This is a genomic window from Tabrizicola sp. (assembly GCF_022842145.1).
Classification (GTDB): domain Bacteria; phylum Pseudomonadota; class Alphaproteobacteria; order Rhodobacterales; family Rhodobacteraceae; genus Tabrizicola.
The window spans coordinates 577527-594582 of sequence record NZ_JALHQD010000001.1 but is presented as its reverse complement, the minus strand read 5'-3'; the positions used below and the strand labels follow the sequence as shown (position 1 = coordinate 594582).

Sequence of the window (17056 nt, the reverse complement as noted above, 5' to 3'; positions counted from 1 at the left end):
GAGGAGACGAAGTCGAACGAGGAGCTACCGTCGCGCCAGCATGACCCCGACCCCGGCAAGCGCCATCCCGGCCCAGGCAAAGGGCGGCATCGCCTCTCCCAGCAGGGGCCAGGCGAACAAGGCGGACAGCGGCGGGACAAGGTAGAAAAGGGCAGAGACCCGGGCGACCTCTCCCGCGCGGATCATTGCGAGCAGCAGCGTGATCGAGATCAGCGAGTTGCCGACCACCAGATAGCCGAGGACCGCCCAAAGCTCGGGCGTCCAGTCGGCCTGCATCCCCTCGGTGCCAAGGGCCAGCGGCAGGGTGAAGGCCGCGCCCACGGCGTACTGGATCAGATTGGCGGGCACCGGATGCGTCGTGATGCCGAAGCGCTTTTCGTAAAGTGTGGCGGCGGTCATGCCGATCAGGCCCCCGACAGCCGCCAGCAGGCCCAGTGGCGGCTCATGCGCGATGCCGGACCGGGCGAGGATCACCGTGACCGCTCCACCCAGACCCAAGGCAAGGCCGATCCAGCGCAGGCGGCTGACGGCCTCACCGACCATCCAGGGCGCGATCAGGCTGACGAGGATGGGTTGCAGGCAGACGATGATCGCGACCCCGCCCGCCGAGACGCCGGATTTGAAGGCGATGTAGCACAGGCCGAAATAGCCGACCTGGATCAGGAAGCCGACGACCGCGATGTCCCAGGCGGCGCGGCCTTTCGGGAACTGCGGCTTCAGGATCGGGATGAGGGGAAGGAGCACGAGGACGGCGATGCAATAACGCAGGGCCAGTAGCGTGAAGGGCCCGGCGTGCAGGAGGCCGATCTTGGCAATAGCAAAGCCGGCCGACCAGAGCAGGAGGAAGATGAATGGCGCGGCAAGGAGAAGCGGACGGGACATGGCGCCAGTCATGATCCCTGTTCGGGGGAATGAAAAGGCCGGTTGACGTTGCGTGAGGCCGCCTAGTTACTGCGCTGCACCCAACCTGGAGATGGCCTTATGATCCCCCGTTCCTGTCTGACCCTGTCCCTGTTTCTCGCCGTGATCGCCGGCGCGGGCCAGGCAGAGACCCTTGCCACCACTGACCAGATCAACGCCGCGATTGCGGGCAACACGGTGCAGGGCAGCATGTCCGCCTCCGGTGCCTATACCGAGTTCTATGCCAAGGACGGCACGATCAAGGGCGACGGCTACACCGGAAAGTGGATGGCCGAAGGTGAGGGGATGTGCTTTTTCTACGGCGAGAACTGGGATTGCTGGGACGTGCGGCTGGACGGGACCTCGGTCACATGGGTGCAGGACGGCAAGGACGGCGGCACCGGCACCATCGTCGCGGGGAATCCGAACAACTTCTAGTGCAGGCCCAGTTCGGCCAGCGCCTGTGCCAGGGCGGGCGGCAAGGGATCATCCTTGCCGCGCCCCTTGGGCAGGTCCCGGGGGGAATCCTTCGGGTCAAGATAGCGCCAGCCCTGGAACGGGCGGCGCGGCGCTGCCTCTGTGCGGACGACCTCGGCGTCCAGCACCAGGGCGCAGCGGGGAATGCCGTCGCCCAAGTTGACCTCTTGCAGGTCTGTGATCCGCTGGCGGGCGAGGATGACTCCCTTGATCACCCAATAGAGTGACCCGCCCTCCAGCACCTCGGCCTCACGCTTGGGCCACATGCGGGTGACGTGGATCGCCTGGCCGGGCGGCCAGTTCCGTCGCTGGGAGGATTGCCAGTCGAGCAGGTCCTCGACGGAATCAGCGCCGACGCAGAGTTTCAGGATGTTGATCATGCCCCGATCATAGGGCCTGGCGCGGGGGCTTCAAGTTGACCCGAGGGGGGGAGGGGCGTATCTTGGGCCCTTCGTCCACCTTATCCACAACTTCAAGGAAGATTCGCCCCATGTCGCGTTTCCACGCCCCCATTGCCGAGTCGATCTGGGACATGAAGTACCGCTTCAAGGAGGCGGACGGGACGCCCATCGACGGCAGTGTCGAGGACACCTGGCGGCGGATCGCACGGGCCTTGGCCGAGGTCGAGGCAGACCCGGCGAAGTGGGAAGCGGAGTTCTACGCGGCGCTGGAGGGGTTCAAGTTCCTTCCCGCCGGCCGGATCACCGCGGGGGCCGGGACGGGGCGCAGCGTCACCCTCTTCAACTGCTTTGTCATGGGCACGATCCCGGACACGATGGAGGGGATCTTCACGGGCCTCAAGGAAGCCGCGCTGACCATGCAGCAGGGCGGCGGAATCGGCTATGACTTCTCGACCATCCGTCCCAAGGGGGCGGAGGTGAAGGGCGTGGCGGCGGATGCCTCCGGTCCCCTCAGCTTCATGGACGTCTGGGACGCGATGTGCCGGACGATCATGTCGGCGGGCTCCCGTCGCGGCGCGATGATGGCGACGATGCGCTGCGACCACCCCGATATCGAGGCCTTCATCGAAGCCAAGCGCGACCCGGCCCGGCTGCGGATGTTCAACCTGTCGGTGCTGGTGACCGATGCCTTCATGGCGGCGGTCAAGGCTGACGGCCCGTGGGAGCTGGTCTTCGCTGGCAGCGTCTACCGGACGGTCGAGGCGCGCGATCTTTGGAACAAGATCATGCGGTCCACCTTCGACTATGCCGAGCCCGGCGTGATCTTCATCGACCGCATCAACGCGATGAACAACCTTGGCTATGTCGAGACCATCGCCGCCACCAACCCCTGCGGCGAGCAGCCCCTGCCGCCCTATGGCGCTTGCCTCCTCGGCTCGATCAATCTGGCGACGCTGGTCTGGTATCCGTTCGAAGACAAGGCGCATGTCTGCAAGACCGAGCTTGGCAAGCTGGTGCGTACAGCGGTCCGGATGATGGACAACGTGGTCGACGCCTCGCGCTTCCCCTTGCCGGAGCAGGCGGCAGAGGCGCAGGCCAAGCGGCGGATCGGGCTGGGGGTCACCGGGCTTGCGGATGCGCTTCTGATGTGCGGCCTTCGTTACGGCTCGGACGAAGCGGTGGCCGCGACCGAAGACTGGATGCATGCCATTGCGCGTGAGGCCTATCTGGCTTCGGTCGATCTGGCGAAGGAGAAGGGCGCGTTCCCGCTGTTTGACGCTGAAGGCTTCCTCGCCAGCGGCAACATGGCCCAGATGGACAAGGACGTCCGCGAGGCCATCGCCCAGCACGGCATCCGCAACGCGCTCCTCACCTCCGTCGCGCCCACCGGGACGATCAGCCTTTACGCCGGCAACGTCAGTTCCGGGATCGAGCCGGTCTTCGCCTATGCCTACACCCGCAAGGTCCTGCAGAAGGATGGCTCCCGCACCGAGGAGGAGGTCGTCGACTACGCCGTCCGCCTCTGGCGTCAAAAGCATGGCGACGCACCCCTGCCCGACCATTTCGTGAACGCCCAGACCCTGCCGCCCCTCGACCACGTCCGCATGCAGGCGGCAGCGCAGAAGTGGGTGGATTCCTCGATCTCCAAGACCATCAACTGCCCGGTCGACATCAGCTTTGACGACTTCAAGGAGGTCTACATGGCCGCTTGGGATCAGGGCTGCAAAGGCTGCACCACCTACCGCCCGAACGACGTGACCGGCTCCGTCCTGACCGTCAGCGAGAAGCAGACCGCCCCCGTGGCCTCGCAGCCGGTGACGGGGGGCGAGGTGGTGTATCTCTCCGACCCGCTGGACCGCCCCGCCGCGCTGGAAGGCCAGACCTACAAGGTCAAATGGCCGGGCTCGGAACACGCGCTTTACATCACCATCAACGACATCGTCATCGCCGGCCACCGCCGCCCGTTCGAGGTCTTCATCAACTCCAAGAACATGGAGCATTTCGCCTGGACCGTGGCCCTGACCCGGATGATCTCGGCCGTGTTCCGGCGCGGCGGCGATATCTCCTTCGTCGTGGAGGAATTGAAAGCCGTCTTCGACCCCCGCGGCGGGGCCTGGATGGAGGGGCGCTACATCCCCTCGATCCTCGCCGCCATCGGCGGAGTGATCGAGCGCCACCTGATCGACATCGGCTTCATCGAGGGCGAGGGGCTGGGCCTGAAATCCGACCCCAAGGCGGAGCTGATGGTGGTGGGAGAGGCCCCACGCGGCAAGGCCTGCCCGTCCTGCGGCAGCTATGACTTGCGCATGGTGGAGGGGTGTTTGACCTGCGGGTCGTGCGGGCATTCGAAGTGTGGGTGAGGGTTAAGCGATTGCGGAGAGTTTGCTGAAATGTTTGGTGGCAGCGGGCGGAACGGCTTTGCGCTTGGCCTAGTGATTGGAGTTGGTCTGACATTTGCTCTTTGTGTTTGGCTTATAGGACCCGACTATCAAACATGGTTGGATCACAATGGTGTACTGGTTGAAACTAAGGACACCCTCGCACAATGGGTGATGGCTCTCATTGGGCTAATTGCAGCAGGCATAAGTCTATATGCAGTCTTCCTGATCAAGGATACACTGACCCAAACCATTCAAACTAATCAAGCGGCGGTCGCTGCCGCCAATGCCGCGAATGAGGCCAACCGCATTATGCGCTCAGAGCAACGCCCTTGGGTGACTCTGCAGCGGGAAGCATACTGTGATGTGCAAATTTCTGATCGAGGCATCTATTTGGAATGGACGTTTGATCTTGTTAACAAGGGCAAGTCACCCGCATACGATGTAGCTGTCCACTATGAAGCGATCCGCAGGCCGCACTTTCAGCAGATGTGGGAGCAACTCAAGATATTTTCTACACACTGTATCGAGCACCGTCGAGGGATAAGAAATCCAGTCATTTTTCCGGGAGAGACAACTTCATTTGTATCACCCCATCGAGGTGGTTTTTCGTATCGTTCCGACAAAGGAAGTATTACTTCAGGGCACCCTATGCTGATAGTATGCGTTACCTACCGCCTTAGTCTCGAGTTGGATGAAAAGGGGGTGGAGGCTTGCATTTTTGGCTTCGATCCTGACGATGAGTCCAATGAGCCAGTTCGCGCCAAAATGCTCGAGTACAACACTGCACGTTACATCCAGTAGATGGTCCACCGGTTCCATTCTGATCGGATACAAAACAGTCACCACTAAAGACGTCTACACGACTGGTTGTCTTCCAGAATCCGAATAGCTCCTTATTTCACCCCATTCGCCCGTGCGACGAAATCCGTCAGGTGCGGCACATAATCCTCCGGCCCCGCTCCGCCCCGTGCCACCGCCCCCGCAAAGCTGTTCTTCGCGGCACTCGCCATCGTGGTGGTGACGGTGGCGGCGTTGGCCATGCTCTCCAGATAGCGCAGGTCCTTGTAGGCGTTCGACAGGGTGAAGCGGTGGGCCTCGCGGTTGCCCTCCAGCGCGTAGCCCATGAAGGTCTGGTAAAAGCCGCAGTCCATCCGGCCGCCACGGATAACGCTGTCGAAAGTGGCGGTGGAGATACCGACCTTGGCGGCCAGCGCCAGCGCCTCGGCATAGATCGCGGCGTAGCCGAGGGAGAGGAAGTTGTTCAGCAGTTTCATCCGGTGGCCGTCGCCGACCCGGCCGATGTGGACGATCTTCCCGGCCCAGGTGGCGATGACGGGGTGGATGCGGGCGAAGACCTCGGGCTCGGCGCCGACCATGCAGTCGAGCGTCCCCGCCCAGGCCTCTTTCGGCGTGCGGGAGAGGGGGGCGTCGGCGAAGTGGACGCCCTTGGCCGCAAGGTCGGTGGCAAGGCGTTCGGTGACGGTTGGGTCAGAGGTGGAGCAGTCGACGATCACCGCGCCGGGTTTCAGGTGGGGGGTCATCTTTGCCACGGCCTCGGCAACCTGGGGCGAGCCGGGGAGGGTGAGGAATATGATCGTCGACCGGGCGGCAAGGTCTTCGATGGTAGCCTCGGTCGCGCCCCGAGTCAGAAGGTCGTCCACCGGCGCGCGGTTGCGGTGGGCGGTGACGGTGAGGGGGTAGCCCTTCTCGACGATGTTCTTCGCCATGCCGTGGCCCATCAGGCCGGTGCCGATGAAGCCGATGTGTTCCTGGGTCATTCGAGTCTCCTTTGAGGGGACAGTGCGGCAGTGGCGTCGGGTTGACAATCCGGCTTCCGCCGGGCCGACTGAGGCCGATCAAAAATGGAGGCGAACATGTTCCGCGCACTGGTTCTGGAGAAGGAAGGCGACGCAGCCGTGGCCCGTGTCCGCGAGCTGGACGACAGCGCGCTGCCGGCGGGGGACGTGACGGTGGCGGTCGAGTATTCGACGCTGAACTACAAGGACGGGCTGGCCTTGTCTTCCAACGGCGGGGGGATCGTCCGGGCCTGGCCGCATGTGGCAGGGATCGACTTTGCGGGGGTGGTCGAGGCGTCTTCGGTTGAGCGGTACAAGCCGGGCGACAAGGTGGTGCTGACCGGCTGGCGGGTCGGGGAGGTGCATTGGGGAGGCTACTCCCAGAAGGCGCGGGTCAAGGCGGACTGGCTGGTGCCGCTGCCTGCGGGGCTGACGACAAGGCAAGCGATGGCGGTGGGGACGGCCGGGTTTACGGCGATGCTGGCGGTGATGTCGCTGGAGGAGCATGGGCTGACCCCTGACAAGGGCGAGGTGCTGGTCACGGGAGCCTCGGGCGGCGTGGGGTCGGTCGCGGTCGCTTTGCTGGCGAAGCTGGGCTACCAGGTCGCGGCGGTGACGGGGCGGGCGGAGACGGAGGGGTATCTGCGCGACCTTGGGGCTGCCCGGATCGTGGCCCGGGAGGAGCTGGCGGAGACGGTGAAGCGGCCCCTGGAAGCCGAGACCTGGGCGGGGTGCGTGGATGCGGTCGGGGGGGCGATGCTGGCGCGGGTGCTGGGGCAGATGAAGCACGGGGGGTCGGTCGCGGCGGTGGGGCTGGCGGGGGGGGCTTCGCTTCCGGCCTCGGTCATCCCGTTCCTGCTGCGGGGGGTGAACTTGCTGGGGATCGATTCCGTGACGGTCCCCTATGTGCGGCGGGTGGTGGCCTGGGAGCGGGTGGTGACGGACCTGCCGATGGGGAAGCTGGAGGCGATGGTCCGGGTGGCGGGGCTGGGGGAGCTGCCTGCCTTGGGCGCGGCGATCCTGAAGGGGGGCGTGCAGGGGCGGGTGGTGGTGGATGTGAACCTCTGAGGGGTGCCCACGCGTGGGCAGCTGGGGGCCGCAAGGGATTCCAATGGGTTAGATGTGGGCGTTAGGGGTTTGTTAAGGGGTGGGGGTGCAGTTTCATCACTTCCAGCAGGACGAACCACTTTCCATTTACGACTGGAGCGTGAGTCTTACTCTGAATCGACCGTGCAAGGATAAATCCTGAAGGCCCGTTTCATCTTGGCCGCCTGCAGCGCCTGCGCCAGCCGGTCGCTGATGAAGAAGCATCGATCCATCCTGGGGTCGACCCAGAGATCGTGCCCTTCAAGGACAGAGCGTCGGACCACGATCTCATCACCTTTGAGGGGTGCATCCGGCGCGTGATAAAATGGTGACCCTCGAAAGGGTCTGACCTTTGACTTTTCCAACACCACGGTGTCCTTCGCGGTGCCGTAGTTCAGGCAAAAGACCTGATCCGTCACCAGTCGGGTCTTGTCATGCTCATAAAAGGCGCAAGGATAGAGGGCGCCCTGCCCCAGGTCGTATTGTCGCAGAATCTCTGCTGCATCGGCGCGGACAAACTGGTAGCCCGCATGCATGTGGGGCTGAATTGTCTCCTTGAACTTCCACGGATTGACATGGAAGAGGCTTCTAGGAAACTTTTCGGCGGGCAAAGGAAGGCCCAAGTCGTTTTGCTTCCAGGTTTCTTTTCGAGCCTTGAATTCTACCGAGTTTGGCGGCTCTTCATGCCGAAGGGCGCCCCAGAAGCCTCGCACGAGCTGGGATTCTTGCGGCGCGTAGGAAACCCAGATCTTGTCAGTCATCGGCATGGACCCTGAGGCGGCATGTTTGTCAGCATACTCCTACATCCACGGAATTAACCCGCAAATAGATAGTCACTCTCGATCCCCCGAGCGGACGGAGGAAGTGTGGGTGAGAAGGCTTTTCGGGTCGAGTGGTGGTGCGCCCGACGGAGGGCGGAAACGGGCCTCTTTTGGTGCCGGTTGATCACAGAGGTTGGTGCGCTGTAGCGCACCCTACGGGCATGGCATTCTCGCGCAGATGGGGGTCCGGTTGGGGTGGCAGGGTATTGGTCGCCGTTTTGCGGGGATGACAAGGGGGCGCGAGGGTGACGGGCAGTGTCTTGGGGGTGAATGGATGACAGGGAGTCAGGGCACGCCCCAACCTACGGGGCCGGTGGTGTTGACTCCCCCGGTTCGCCCTGTATAAGCCGCCCTCGTCCCGGAAGCGATTCCGGGGCTTTTCATTGGTGTTGGTGGCCTTCGCAAGAAGTCGCCTGTCGCCGGGGAGACCCGGAAAGGACAACGCCCTTCGTAACATAGAAGGAGATCAGCGGTGACCAAACGCACCTCTGCCAAGTACAAGATCGACCGCCGCATGGGCGAGAACATCTGGGGCCGTCCGAAGTCCCCGATCAACAAGCGCGAATACGGTCCGGGCCAGCACGGCCAGCGCCGGAAGAACAAGCTTTCCGACTTCGGCACGCAGCTGCGCGCCAAGCAGAAGCTGAAGGGTCACTACGGCGACCTGACGGAAAAGCAGTTCCGCAAGATCTATGCCGAGGCCGAGCGGGTCAAAGGCGACACGGGCGAGATGCTGATCGGCCTGCTGGAGCGTCGTCTGGATGCGGTGGTCTACCGCGCCAAGTTCGTTCCGACGATCTTCGCCGCCCGCCAGTTCGTCAACCACGGCCACGTCCTGGTCAACGGCAAGCGCGTGAACATCGCGTCCTACCGCGTGGCGGAAGGTGACGTGATCTCGGTCCGCGAGAAGTCGCGCCAGATGGCCCTGATCCTGGAAGCGATCCAGCTGACCGAGCGTGACGTGCCGGATTACATCGAAGTCGACAACAACAAGCTGACGGCAAAGTTCGTCCGGACCCCTGGCCTGGGCGATGTGCCCTTCGCCGTGAAGATGGAACCGAACCTGGTCGTCGAATACTACGCGAAGAACTGATCCTGCCCCTTATCGGCATGGAGGGGCCCGCCACATCTGGCGGGCCCTTTGCGTTTTCGGGAGCGAGTGATGGCTGAAAAGTCCAGTGTCGAAACCACGTTCGAGAAGAGTCTCTTTGCCAGCCGTTGGCTGATGGCTCCGATGTATCTGGGCCTGGCGGTGACGCTGGCGATGCTGACGGTGATCTTCGTCAAGGAGCTGGTTTATTATCTGCCGCAGGTGCTGGAGCTTTCGGCCGAAAAGATGATCCTGGTGGCGCTGACGCTGATCGATCTGACGCTGGCGGCGAACCTGCTGTTGATCGTGATGTTCTCGGGCTATGAAAGCTTCGTGTCCAAGTTCGATTTCGACGCGGGCGCGGACAAGCCGGGCTGGATGGGCAAGGTCGACTTCGGCGGGCTGAAGATGAAGCTGATCGCGAGTATCGTGGCGATCTCGGGGATCCATCTTCTGAAGCGGTTCATGGAGATCAGCGATCTGGATACCGCGACGACCTTCGGCGAGACGGAAATGTTCTGGCTGGTGGCGATCCATCTGACCTTCGTGGTCTCGGGCGTGCTGATGGCGCTGATGGATTGGCTGCAGGCCAGATCCTACAAGTAAGGAGGCTGCGATGACTTACTCCGTGCATGCGCGCGTCGAGGGCGCGCTGGTGATGATCGGATTCGGATCGATCGGGCGCGGCGTGCTGCCGCTGATCGAACGGCACATCGGGTTCGACCGCGCGCGGTTCACGGTGATCGAGCCGTCGGGGGAGTTTGCGCATCTTCTGGCAGAGCATGGCATCCGGCATCTGCAGGTGGCGCTGACCCCGGACAACTTCGCAAAGGTGCTGCGCGGGCTTTTCCCCGAGGGCAAGGGGATGATCGTCAACCTCTCGGTGGACGTGGATTCCATCGAGCTGATGAAGCTGGCCCAGGAGCTGGGTGTCCAGTACCTGGATACGGTGGTGGAGCCCTGGCCGGGGTTCTACTTCGGATCGACCCTGCCGAACGCCGAGCGGACGAACTATCCGCTGCGCGAACGCGTGCGGGAGCTGGGGAAGGCCTATGTCGGTGGCCCGACGGCGGTGTCCTGCTGTGGCGCGAACCCTGGAATGGTGTCGTGGCTGCTGAAGGAGGCCCTGCTGCGGTTGGCGGCGGATACCGGGGTGACGGCCGATCCGCAGACCCGTGAGGATTGGGCGGCGTTGATGCAGGGGCTGGGCGTCAAGGGTATCCATGTGGCGGAGCGGGACACTCAGGTCTCGGCGCGGCCAAAGCCGGTGGGGGTCTTCGTGAACACCTGGTCGGTTGATGGGCTCTTGTCCGAGGGGTACCAGCCGGCAGAGCTGGGCTGGGGCACGCATGAGAAGAAGCTGCCGCCCAACGGCCATGCCTTCGCCCACGGGCCGGGTTATGCGATCTGGATCGACCGGCCCGGCGCGGATACGCGGGTGCGGTCCTGGTGTCCGGGCGTGGGTCCGCAGTTCGGCTACGTCATCACCCACAACGAGGCACTGTCGATCCCGGATTACTATACGGTCTGGGATGGGGAAAAGGCGGTCTACCGCCCGACCTGCCACTACGCCTACCACCCCAGCAACGACGCGATCCTGTCGATGCACGAGATGAACGGGGCGGGCAAGCGCCAGCCCGAGCAGCACATCCTGACCGCGGACGAGATCGTTGCGGGCGGGGACGACCTGGGCGTGTTCCTTTACGGCCATGCCAAGGGCGCGATGTGGTACGGCTCGCGGCTGTCGTGCGACGAGGCGCGCCAGTTGGCGCCGTACCAGAACGCGACGGGGATGCAGGTCACCAGCGCCGTCTTGGCCGCGATGGTATGGGCAGCTGAAAACCCGAACGAGGGCTTTGTCGAGGCTGACGAAATGGACCATGTCCGTTGCCTTCACGTCCAGCGTCCCTACCTTGGGTCCGTCGAGTGCCACTACACCGACTGGACCCCGGTCCAGAACCGGATCAACAGCTTTGCCGAGGACCGCGATGACGCGGATCCCTGGCAGTTCACCAACTTCCTTGCCGTCTGACCGCGGCTTTCGAATCGAGCGCCTTGCGGCGCACGCCTTTTGTCTCGTCGTCGGGCTTCGCCTCCTCCTCGGAGATTGCCTCCGGCGGGGATATTTGGGCAAAGATGAAACGCCGCCTTTCATCTTTGCAAAAATATCCCGGGGAGCTCGAGGGGCAGCGCCCCTCGTCAGCCGAGGAGGAGGCGAAGCCCGACGACGAGACGAAAGACTTGCGCGAATGCGCTCTGCGTCACAACCGCTGGTCCGGGTGGAAGCCTCTGGCCTTGAGGCGCTTTGGCGGGTAAAGGGGGCCACAACCCGGGGGTCCAGATGAACGACCAGATCAAGCCGCAGCCAGGCATCCTTGACATCGCTCTTTACGAGGGTGGCAAGGCGCATGTTGCCGGCGTGGCCAACGTCGTGAAGCTGTCGTCGAACGAGAATCCGTTCGGGCCGTCGGACAAGGCGAAAGAGGCGTTCTCGCGCACGGTCCATTCGCTGCACCGCTATCCCGTGACCGACCACGCCGACTTGCGCGCCGCGATTGCTGAGGTGCACCGTCTGGACGCGACGCGCATCATTTGCGGCGCGGGTTCGGACGAGATCATCACCTTCCTGTGTCAGGCCTATGCCGGGCCGCGGGACGAGGTGGTGTTCACCGAGCATGGCTTCCTGATGTACCGCATCTCGTCGCTTGCGGTGGGCGCGACGCCGGTGGAAGTGCCGGAGCGCGAGCGCACGGCGGACGTCGATGCGATTCTTGCCGCGTGCAACCGGCGCACCAAGCTGGTGTTCCTTGCCAACCCGAACAATCCGACTGGCACGATGGTTTCTGCTGCCGAAATTGCCCGGCTGGCCGAAGGTCTGCCGCCTCAGGCGCTGCTGGTGCTGGACGGGGCCTATGCGGAATATGTCGAGGGTTATGACGGTGGGGCGGCGCTGGTCGATGCGCGGCAGAACGTGGTGATGACCCGGACCTTCTCGAAGGTTTACGGGCTTGGCGGGTTGCGGATTGGCTGGGGCTATGGCCCCCGCCACGTGATCGACGTCCTGAACCGCATCCGGGGGCCGTTCAACCTGTCGACCACCCAGCTTGAGGCCGCCGAAGCTGCCGTACGCGATCAGGATTTCGTGGCCAAGTGCCGCAACGAGAACACCCGGATGCGCAGCTGGCTGGCCAATGCTTTGGCCGAGATCGGGGTGCCCTCGGACACGTCGATGGCGAACTTTGTCCTCGCGCGCTTTGCCAGCCAGGAAGAGGCCGAGGCCTGCGACGCCTTCCTGCAAAAGCAGGGGCTGATCGTGCGCCGGGTCGCGGGTTACAAGTTGCCGCATTGCCTGCGGATCACCATCGGCGATGAATCTTCGTGCCGGCAGGTCGCCCATGCGGTGGCGCAGTTCAAGGGTGTGCGATGATCTACCAGCGCGTCGCCCTGATCGGTCTGGGACTGATCGCGTCCTCGATGGCGCATGCGATGCGGGCGGGCGGGCTGGCCGGGGAAATCGTGGGCTACGCCAAGTCCCCCGAGACGCGGGCGGTGGCGAAGGAGCTGTTCTGCGACCGGGTCTGCGACACGGCGGCCGAGGCGGTTCAGGGTGCCGACCTGGTGGTTCTGGCGGTCCCCATCGGCGCGATGGAGGCCGTTGCCGCCGAGATCGGGCCGCATCTGAAGCCGGGCGCGACGGTGACGGACGTGGGATCGGTCAAGCAGGCGGTGGTTGACGCCGTGGCGCCGCATCTGCCTGCGGGCGTGCATTTCATCCCGGGACACCCGATGGCGGGGACGGAGTATTCCGGTCCCCGGTCGGGTTTTGCGACGCTGTACCAGAACCGCTGGTGGCTGCTGACGCCCGGCGAGGATTGTGATGCGGAGGCGCTGGCGCGGTTGCGCAGCCTGATCGAGGGGATGGGTGCCAAGGTCGACACGATGGACGTAGGCCATCATGACCTTGTCGTGGCCGTGGTCAGCCATGTGCCACACGCCATCGCCTATACGATGGTCGGTGTGGCCGACCACATGCGGCGGGTGTCGCAGTCCGAGGTCATCAAGTACTCCGCCGCCGGTTTCCGGGATTTCACCCGGATTGCCGCATCGGACCCGGTGATGTGGCGCGACGTGTTCCTGACCAACAAGGAAGCCGTGCTGGATATCCTCGGCCGCTTTGCCGAGGAGCTGTTCGTGCTGCAACGCGCGATCCGGATGGGCGACGGCGAGCATCTGCACGCCTATTTCACCCGCACCCGCGCGATCCGTCGCGGGATCATCGAGGCCGGGCAGGACACCGCCGCGCCGGACTTCGGCCGGGTGCCTCCGCCGGTCCCGGAGGGCTGAACCGGATGCGGGGCCTGCTCTTGGCAGTGTCGATTGTGCTGGCCCAAGGCGCGTCGGCGCAGGAGCTGGACCGGTCGCCCCGCCCGCTGGCCAATCCCAGGCAGATGGTCGCCGCGCCCGAAGCCGTCGTGGCGCCAGTGGTGGTGGCAGAGGCGGCGATGCCCGCCGAAACCGTCACGATTCCGGAAAATGCTCTGCCGCGGTCTTTGCGCCCCCTGCCTCGGCCAGGAGCGCTGGCCGAGCGGATTGCAGGTCTGAAGGCAACGTCGAACGCGCCGGGGTTGGACCTGTCCGGGCAGGAGCCGCAGGACGATGTCGACCTTGCCGCGATCCCGCCGCCGACGAAGAAGGAAGAGCGGCGGAAGCGGCGGGAACGGGCTTCGATGAAGGGCGCGGTGTGCGGGGTGCCGGCAATCAAGGGCGAGGAGATCGCCCGGATCAGGTCCAATGTCGGCGGCTGCGGGATCGAGGACCCGGTGATGGTGACCTCGGTTTCGGGGGTGCGGCTAAGCCAGGCGGCGACGGTGGACTGCTCGATCGCCAAGGCGCTTAATTCCTGGGTGGACGAGGTGGCGCAGCCCGCGTTCGACGGCAGGCTGGTCGAGTTGCAGATTGCGGCGCATTACATCTGCCGCAGCCGGAACAATGTCCGGGGCGCGAAGATCAGCGAGCATGGCAAGGGCCGCGCGGTGGACATCTCGGCCTTCATCCTGTCGAACGGCAAGGTGCTGACCGTCTCGCAGGACTACAACCGTCTGCTGCGGCGGATCTACAAGGCCGGGTGCAACTACTTCATGACCACGCTGGGGCCTGGATCGGACGGGTACCATGAGGACCACTTCCACTTCGACACTTCGGCCCGCAAGGGCGGGCGGTACTGCCGCTAACCTGACGCCTATCCGCTTGGTGGAACCATCAGCGGCGCGGGGCCGAGGGGGAAGGGGCCAAAGCTCATCCGGCCATCTTCCAGGACCAGCGACAGCGACAGGACCTTGAGGTCGGGGGACTGCGCGGCCAGCGCCTGCATCCCGCGCAGGATCGTCGGCGCGACCTGGGGCTGCACCACTCCCGCCGCGACCAGAAGGGCGGGCAGGCGGTCCCAGTTTGTCACATCGACCGTGACCCGGCCCGCGGCGTAGCCGTTGCCGTCGGCCTCGACCACGCCCTCGGCCGAGGCAGCCAGGACACCCCAGGTTAGGTTGAAGTGGTTGATCTCCACCCGCCGCAGATAGGGGCGTGACTGGCCGGCATTGCGGTCAAGCGGGGCCGAGAAGGTCAGGAATAGACTGCCCCAGAGCGCCTCGATCACTTCGGGCAGGTCCGAGGGTGGCAGGTCGGGGATCGTCACGGCCTTCACGGCGGCCAGGAAGCCGGGATCGGGGGTCAGGGGCGCGAGGTCGAAGCCAAGCTCGTAGCCGGTCGGCCCCAGCGCGTCATCGGCACGGAGGCCCAGGGTGAATTCGCCGAGGTCCAGGGTCCAGCCCTGGTCGGAGGCGAGGTTCAGCGAGGTTCCGGCCAGCCGGATCTCGGCCAGCGGCAGGTCGGTCGAGGGCTTGGCGCGGAGGCTGGCCATCAGCGCCTCTGACCCCGCAGTCACCACCTGGTCGGGGAGGGTTACGACCTGTTCGGGCGGCAGGGCGGCGATGATGTGCCAAGGCTTCCAGGTCATCGCGAAGACCTGGACGAAGGGCGCCTGCCAGCCCGCGCCGGAGACCGGATCGGACAGCTTCAGCTCGTCGATGGTCAGGTCGAAGCGGTTGGGGAAACCCGCAACGGAAATGCCGGCGTTTTCGGCCACGATCCCCTGCCGGGAGGCATCGGCGAAAAAGCTTGTGACCCCGTCCCGCACCGCGTTCGAGCCGACGAACCAGTAGCCCGACCACAGCGCCGTGGCCGCGATCATCAGGAAGAGAAGCTTGCGCATCCGGCGGCCCTTTTCATTGCCCGTTCTCCGGTGTTTACAGGGCCAAAGGCAACAGGACCAGTCATGCAGGAACCGCTTTGGGTCTTCGGCTACGGATCGCTGATCTGGGACCCCGGCTTTCCGGTCGCGGAACGCCGCATCGCCCGGCTGGACGGCTGGCACCGCAGCTTTTGCATGCGGTCGATCCATCATCGCGGCACCGTGGAGAACCCCGGCCTTGTGCTGGCGTTGGACCGGGCTGACGGCGCAAGCTGCACGGGCGTCGCCTTCCGGGTCGAACCGGGCGAGGAAAACGCGACGCTGTTCGCGCTTCGGGAACGGGAACTTGTTTCCTCGGCCTATCTGGAGCGGACACTCGCCGTCACCACCGACGCCGGGGCGCTGGACGCAGTGGCCTATGTGATCGACCCCGACCACGTGCAGTACTGCCATCTTGACCGCGAGGAACAGGCGCAGATCATCGCGCAAGCCTGCGGCGGACGGGGTCGGAACTGCGAATACCTGTGGTCTACGGCAGCGCACCTGGCGGAACTGGGCATCCGCGACCCCGATCTTGACTGGCTGGCAGAACGCGTTCGTGAACTGGCCTGACCTTTTGCTTGGCACTCCGCCGCAGCCTCTCTAGACTCGGCGGCCAGGGCAGGGGAACCAGAGGGCAGTATGTCCCAGACAGACACCGGACGTGCCGAGGTCGCCACGACTTTCAGCCAACCGATCCGGGCGATCACCACGATGCTGCTGGTCTGCCTGCTGGTCGGGGCGGGGGCCTGGCTGATTCACGGCACGGTCATCGACATCGTCAGCACCAGCCCCTTTCTGAACGGGGTGATCGGCTTTGTCTTTCTGGTCGGCGTGCTGTCGTGCTTCTGGCAGCTGTGGATTCTGGCGCAGTCGGTCTACTGGATCGAGAACTTCGTCCGCGGCACCCCGGGGACCGAGGACATGGCCCCGCCGCGCTTGCTGGCACCGCTTGCGGCGCTGCTGCGGACCCGGACGGCGCGGCTGTCCATTTCGGCCTCGTCCTCACGGTCCATCCAGGAATCGGTCGTCCAGCGCATCGACGAGGCGCGCGACATCACACGCTATCTGATCAACCTTCTGGTCTTCCTGGGTCTGCTTGGCACCTTCTGGGGGCTGGCGACGACGGTCCCGGCCGTGGTCGAGACGATCCGGTCGCTGGCGCCGCAGGAAGGCGAAAGCGGGCTGGACGTGTTCGGCAAGCTGATGGGGGGCCTGGAAAGCCAATTGGGCGGGATGGGTACGGCGTTTTCCTCGTCGCTGCTGGGTCTGGCCGGGTCGCTGGTCCTGGGCATGCTGGAACTGTTCGCCAGCCACGGGCAGAACCGGTTCACCCGTGAGCTGGAGGAATGGCTCTCCTCGATCACCCGGCTTGGCTATGCCGGTGACGGAGAGGGCGCGGACCAGAATGCGCTGGGACTGCTGGTCGACCACATGGCGCAACAGATGGAGGAGTTGCAGGCGCTTCAGACCCAGACCGAGACGAACCGCTTTCACTCTGAAATGAAGATCAACGAACTGGTCAACGCGATGACCGCGCTGACCGACCGGATGGATGCCGAACGCGGCCAGACCGCCCTGCTGCGGCGGATCGCCGAGGGGCAGGAGAAGCTTTTGGAGTCCTTGCAGTCCGGCGAGGGCGGCAGCGGATCCGACCCCGAAAGCCGGATGCGGTTGCGGTCGATCGATGTGCAACTGCTGCGTATCCTTGAAGAAATGTCGGCGGGGCGGCAGGAGACGCTGACCGACCTCAAGTCCGATATCTCCCAGCTGACCGCCGCGATCCGGCAACTGGGCCGCAGCGCCGGGCGGGTCTGA

The 17056-nt window shown here is 64.6% G+C and carries 17 protein-coding genes; 12 read left to right on the top strand and 5 right to left on the bottom strand.

Annotation, left to right across the window (positions count from 1 at the left end; all coding sequences use genetic code 11):
- Positions 1-24: 24 nt before the first annotated feature.
- On the bottom strand, positions 25-882 hold the full coding sequence (locus tag Q0C42_RS03090) for a DMT family transporter (RefSeq protein WP_295071793.1): 858 nt from the start codon (positions 880-882) through the stop codon (positions 25-27).
- Positions 883-981: 99 nt separating this feature from the next.
- Here Q0C42_RS03090 and Q0C42_RS03085 point away from each other — a divergent pair, with 99 nt between their 5' ends.
- Positions 982-1338 carry a hypothetical protein gene (locus tag Q0C42_RS03085; protein ID WP_295071789.1) on the top strand — a complete coding sequence of 119 codons (357 nt, stop codon included), beginning with the start codon at positions 982-984 and terminating at the stop codon, positions 1336-1338.
- Here Q0C42_RS03085 and Q0C42_RS03080 read toward each other — a convergent pair.
- Positions 1335-1757 (bottom strand): DUF1489 domain-containing protein, encoded by a 423-nt coding sequence (locus Q0C42_RS03080; protein ID WP_295071786.1) that lies wholly within the window; start codon positions 1755-1757, stop codon positions 1335-1337. The genes Q0C42_RS03085 and Q0C42_RS03080 overlap by 4 nt on opposite strands.
- A gap of 110 nt (positions 1758-1867) precedes the next feature.
- On the opposite strand from Q0C42_RS03080, the gene Q0C42_RS03075 reads away from it, so the two are divergent.
- Together Q0C42_RS03075 and Q0C42_RS03070 are read left to right on the top strand one after the other, a co-directional pair.
- On the top strand, positions 1868-4138 hold the full coding sequence (locus Q0C42_RS03075; RefSeq protein ID WP_295071783.1) for an adenosylcobalamin-dependent ribonucleoside-diphosphate reductase: 2271 nt from the start codon (positions 1868-1870) through the stop codon (positions 4136-4138).
- Positions 4139-4168: 30 nt separating this feature from the next.
- On the top strand, positions 4169-4960 hold the full coding sequence (locus tag Q0C42_RS03070; protein ID WP_295071781.1) for a hypothetical protein: 792 nt from the start codon (positions 4169-4171) through the stop codon (positions 4958-4960).
- A gap of 92 nt (positions 4961-5052) precedes the next feature.
- Here the strand turns inward: Q0C42_RS03070 and Q0C42_RS03065 are convergent, their stop codons facing one another.
- Positions 5053-5937: an NAD(P)-dependent oxidoreductase gene (locus Q0C42_RS03065; protein WP_295071778.1), complete on the bottom strand. Its 885-nt coding sequence runs from the start codon at positions 5935-5937 to the stop codon at positions 5053-5055.
- Between the two features lie 96 nt (positions 5938-6033).
- On the opposite strand from Q0C42_RS03065, the gene Q0C42_RS03060 reads away from it, so the two are divergent.
- A complete protein-coding gene (locus Q0C42_RS03060) occupies positions 6034-7023 on the top strand; it encodes an MDR family oxidoreductase (protein ID WP_295071775.1) in 990 nt (329 codons plus the stop codon).
- A gap of 146 nt (positions 7024-7169) precedes the next feature.
- On the opposite strand, the gene Q0C42_RS03055 is transcribed toward Q0C42_RS03060, so the two are convergent.
- The gene (locus Q0C42_RS03055) at positions 7170-7802 is read right to left on the bottom strand and encodes a hypothetical protein (RefSeq protein WP_295071772.1); all 633 of its coding nucleotides are present in this window, start codon (positions 7800-7802) and stop codon (positions 7170-7172) included.
- A gap of 532 nt (positions 7803-8334) precedes the next feature.
- Between Q0C42_RS03055 and rpsD the strand changes: the two genes are divergently transcribed.
- The 6 genes from rpsD (at position 8335) to Q0C42_RS03025 (ending at position 14183) form a co-directional block, all read left to right on the top strand.
- Positions 8335-8955, top strand: coding sequence for a 30S ribosomal protein S4 (gene rpsD, locus Q0C42_RS03050; RefSeq protein WP_295071769.1), 621 nt, complete (start codon positions 8335-8337; stop codon positions 8953-8955).
- Positions 8956-9024: 69 nt separating this feature from the next.
- Positions 9025-9558: a TIGR00645 family protein gene (locus Q0C42_RS03045; RefSeq protein ID WP_295071766.1), complete on the top strand. Its 534-nt coding sequence runs from the start codon at positions 9025-9027 to the stop codon at positions 9556-9558.
- Between the two features lie 10 nt (positions 9559-9568).
- Complete coding sequence (locus Q0C42_RS03040; protein WP_295071763.1) at positions 9569-10984, top strand: saccharopine dehydrogenase C-terminal domain-containing protein; 1416 nt, start codon at positions 9569-9571, stop codon at positions 10982-10984.
- Positions 10985-11293: 309 nt separating this feature from the next.
- Complete coding sequence (gene hisC / locus Q0C42_RS03035) at positions 11294-12379, top strand: histidinol-phosphate transaminase (protein ID WP_295071760.1); 1086 nt, start codon at positions 11294-11296, stop codon at positions 12377-12379.
- On the top strand, positions 12376-13296 hold the full coding sequence (locus Q0C42_RS03030) for a prephenate/arogenate dehydrogenase family protein (protein ID WP_295071757.1): 921 nt from the start codon (positions 12376-12378) through the stop codon (positions 13294-13296). The genes hisC and Q0C42_RS03030 overlap by 4 nt, the downstream gene beginning before the upstream one ends.
- A 5-nt stretch (positions 13297-13301) precedes the next feature.
- Positions 13302-14183 (top strand): extensin family protein, encoded by an 882-nt coding sequence (locus Q0C42_RS03025; RefSeq protein ID WP_295071754.1) that lies wholly within the window; start codon positions 13302-13304, stop codon positions 14181-14183.
- 8 nt (positions 14184-14191) lie between these two features.
- On the opposite strand, the gene Q0C42_RS03020 is transcribed toward Q0C42_RS03025, so the two are convergent.
- Positions 14192-15220, bottom strand: coding sequence for a DUF2125 domain-containing protein (locus Q0C42_RS03020; RefSeq protein WP_295071751.1), 1029 nt, complete (start codon positions 15218-15220; stop codon positions 14192-14194).
- Between the two features lie 63 nt (positions 15221-15283).
- Between Q0C42_RS03020 and Q0C42_RS03015 the strand changes: the two genes are divergently transcribed.
- A complete protein-coding gene (locus Q0C42_RS03015) occupies positions 15284-15811 on the top strand; it encodes a gamma-glutamylcyclotransferase (RefSeq protein WP_295071748.1) in 528 nt (175 codons plus the stop codon).
- A 69-nt stretch (positions 15812-15880) separates the two neighbouring features.
- Positions 15881-17056, top strand: a complete 1176-nt coding sequence (locus tag Q0C42_RS03010; RefSeq protein WP_295071745.1) for a biopolymer transporter ExbB — start codon at positions 15881-15883, stop codon at positions 17054-17056.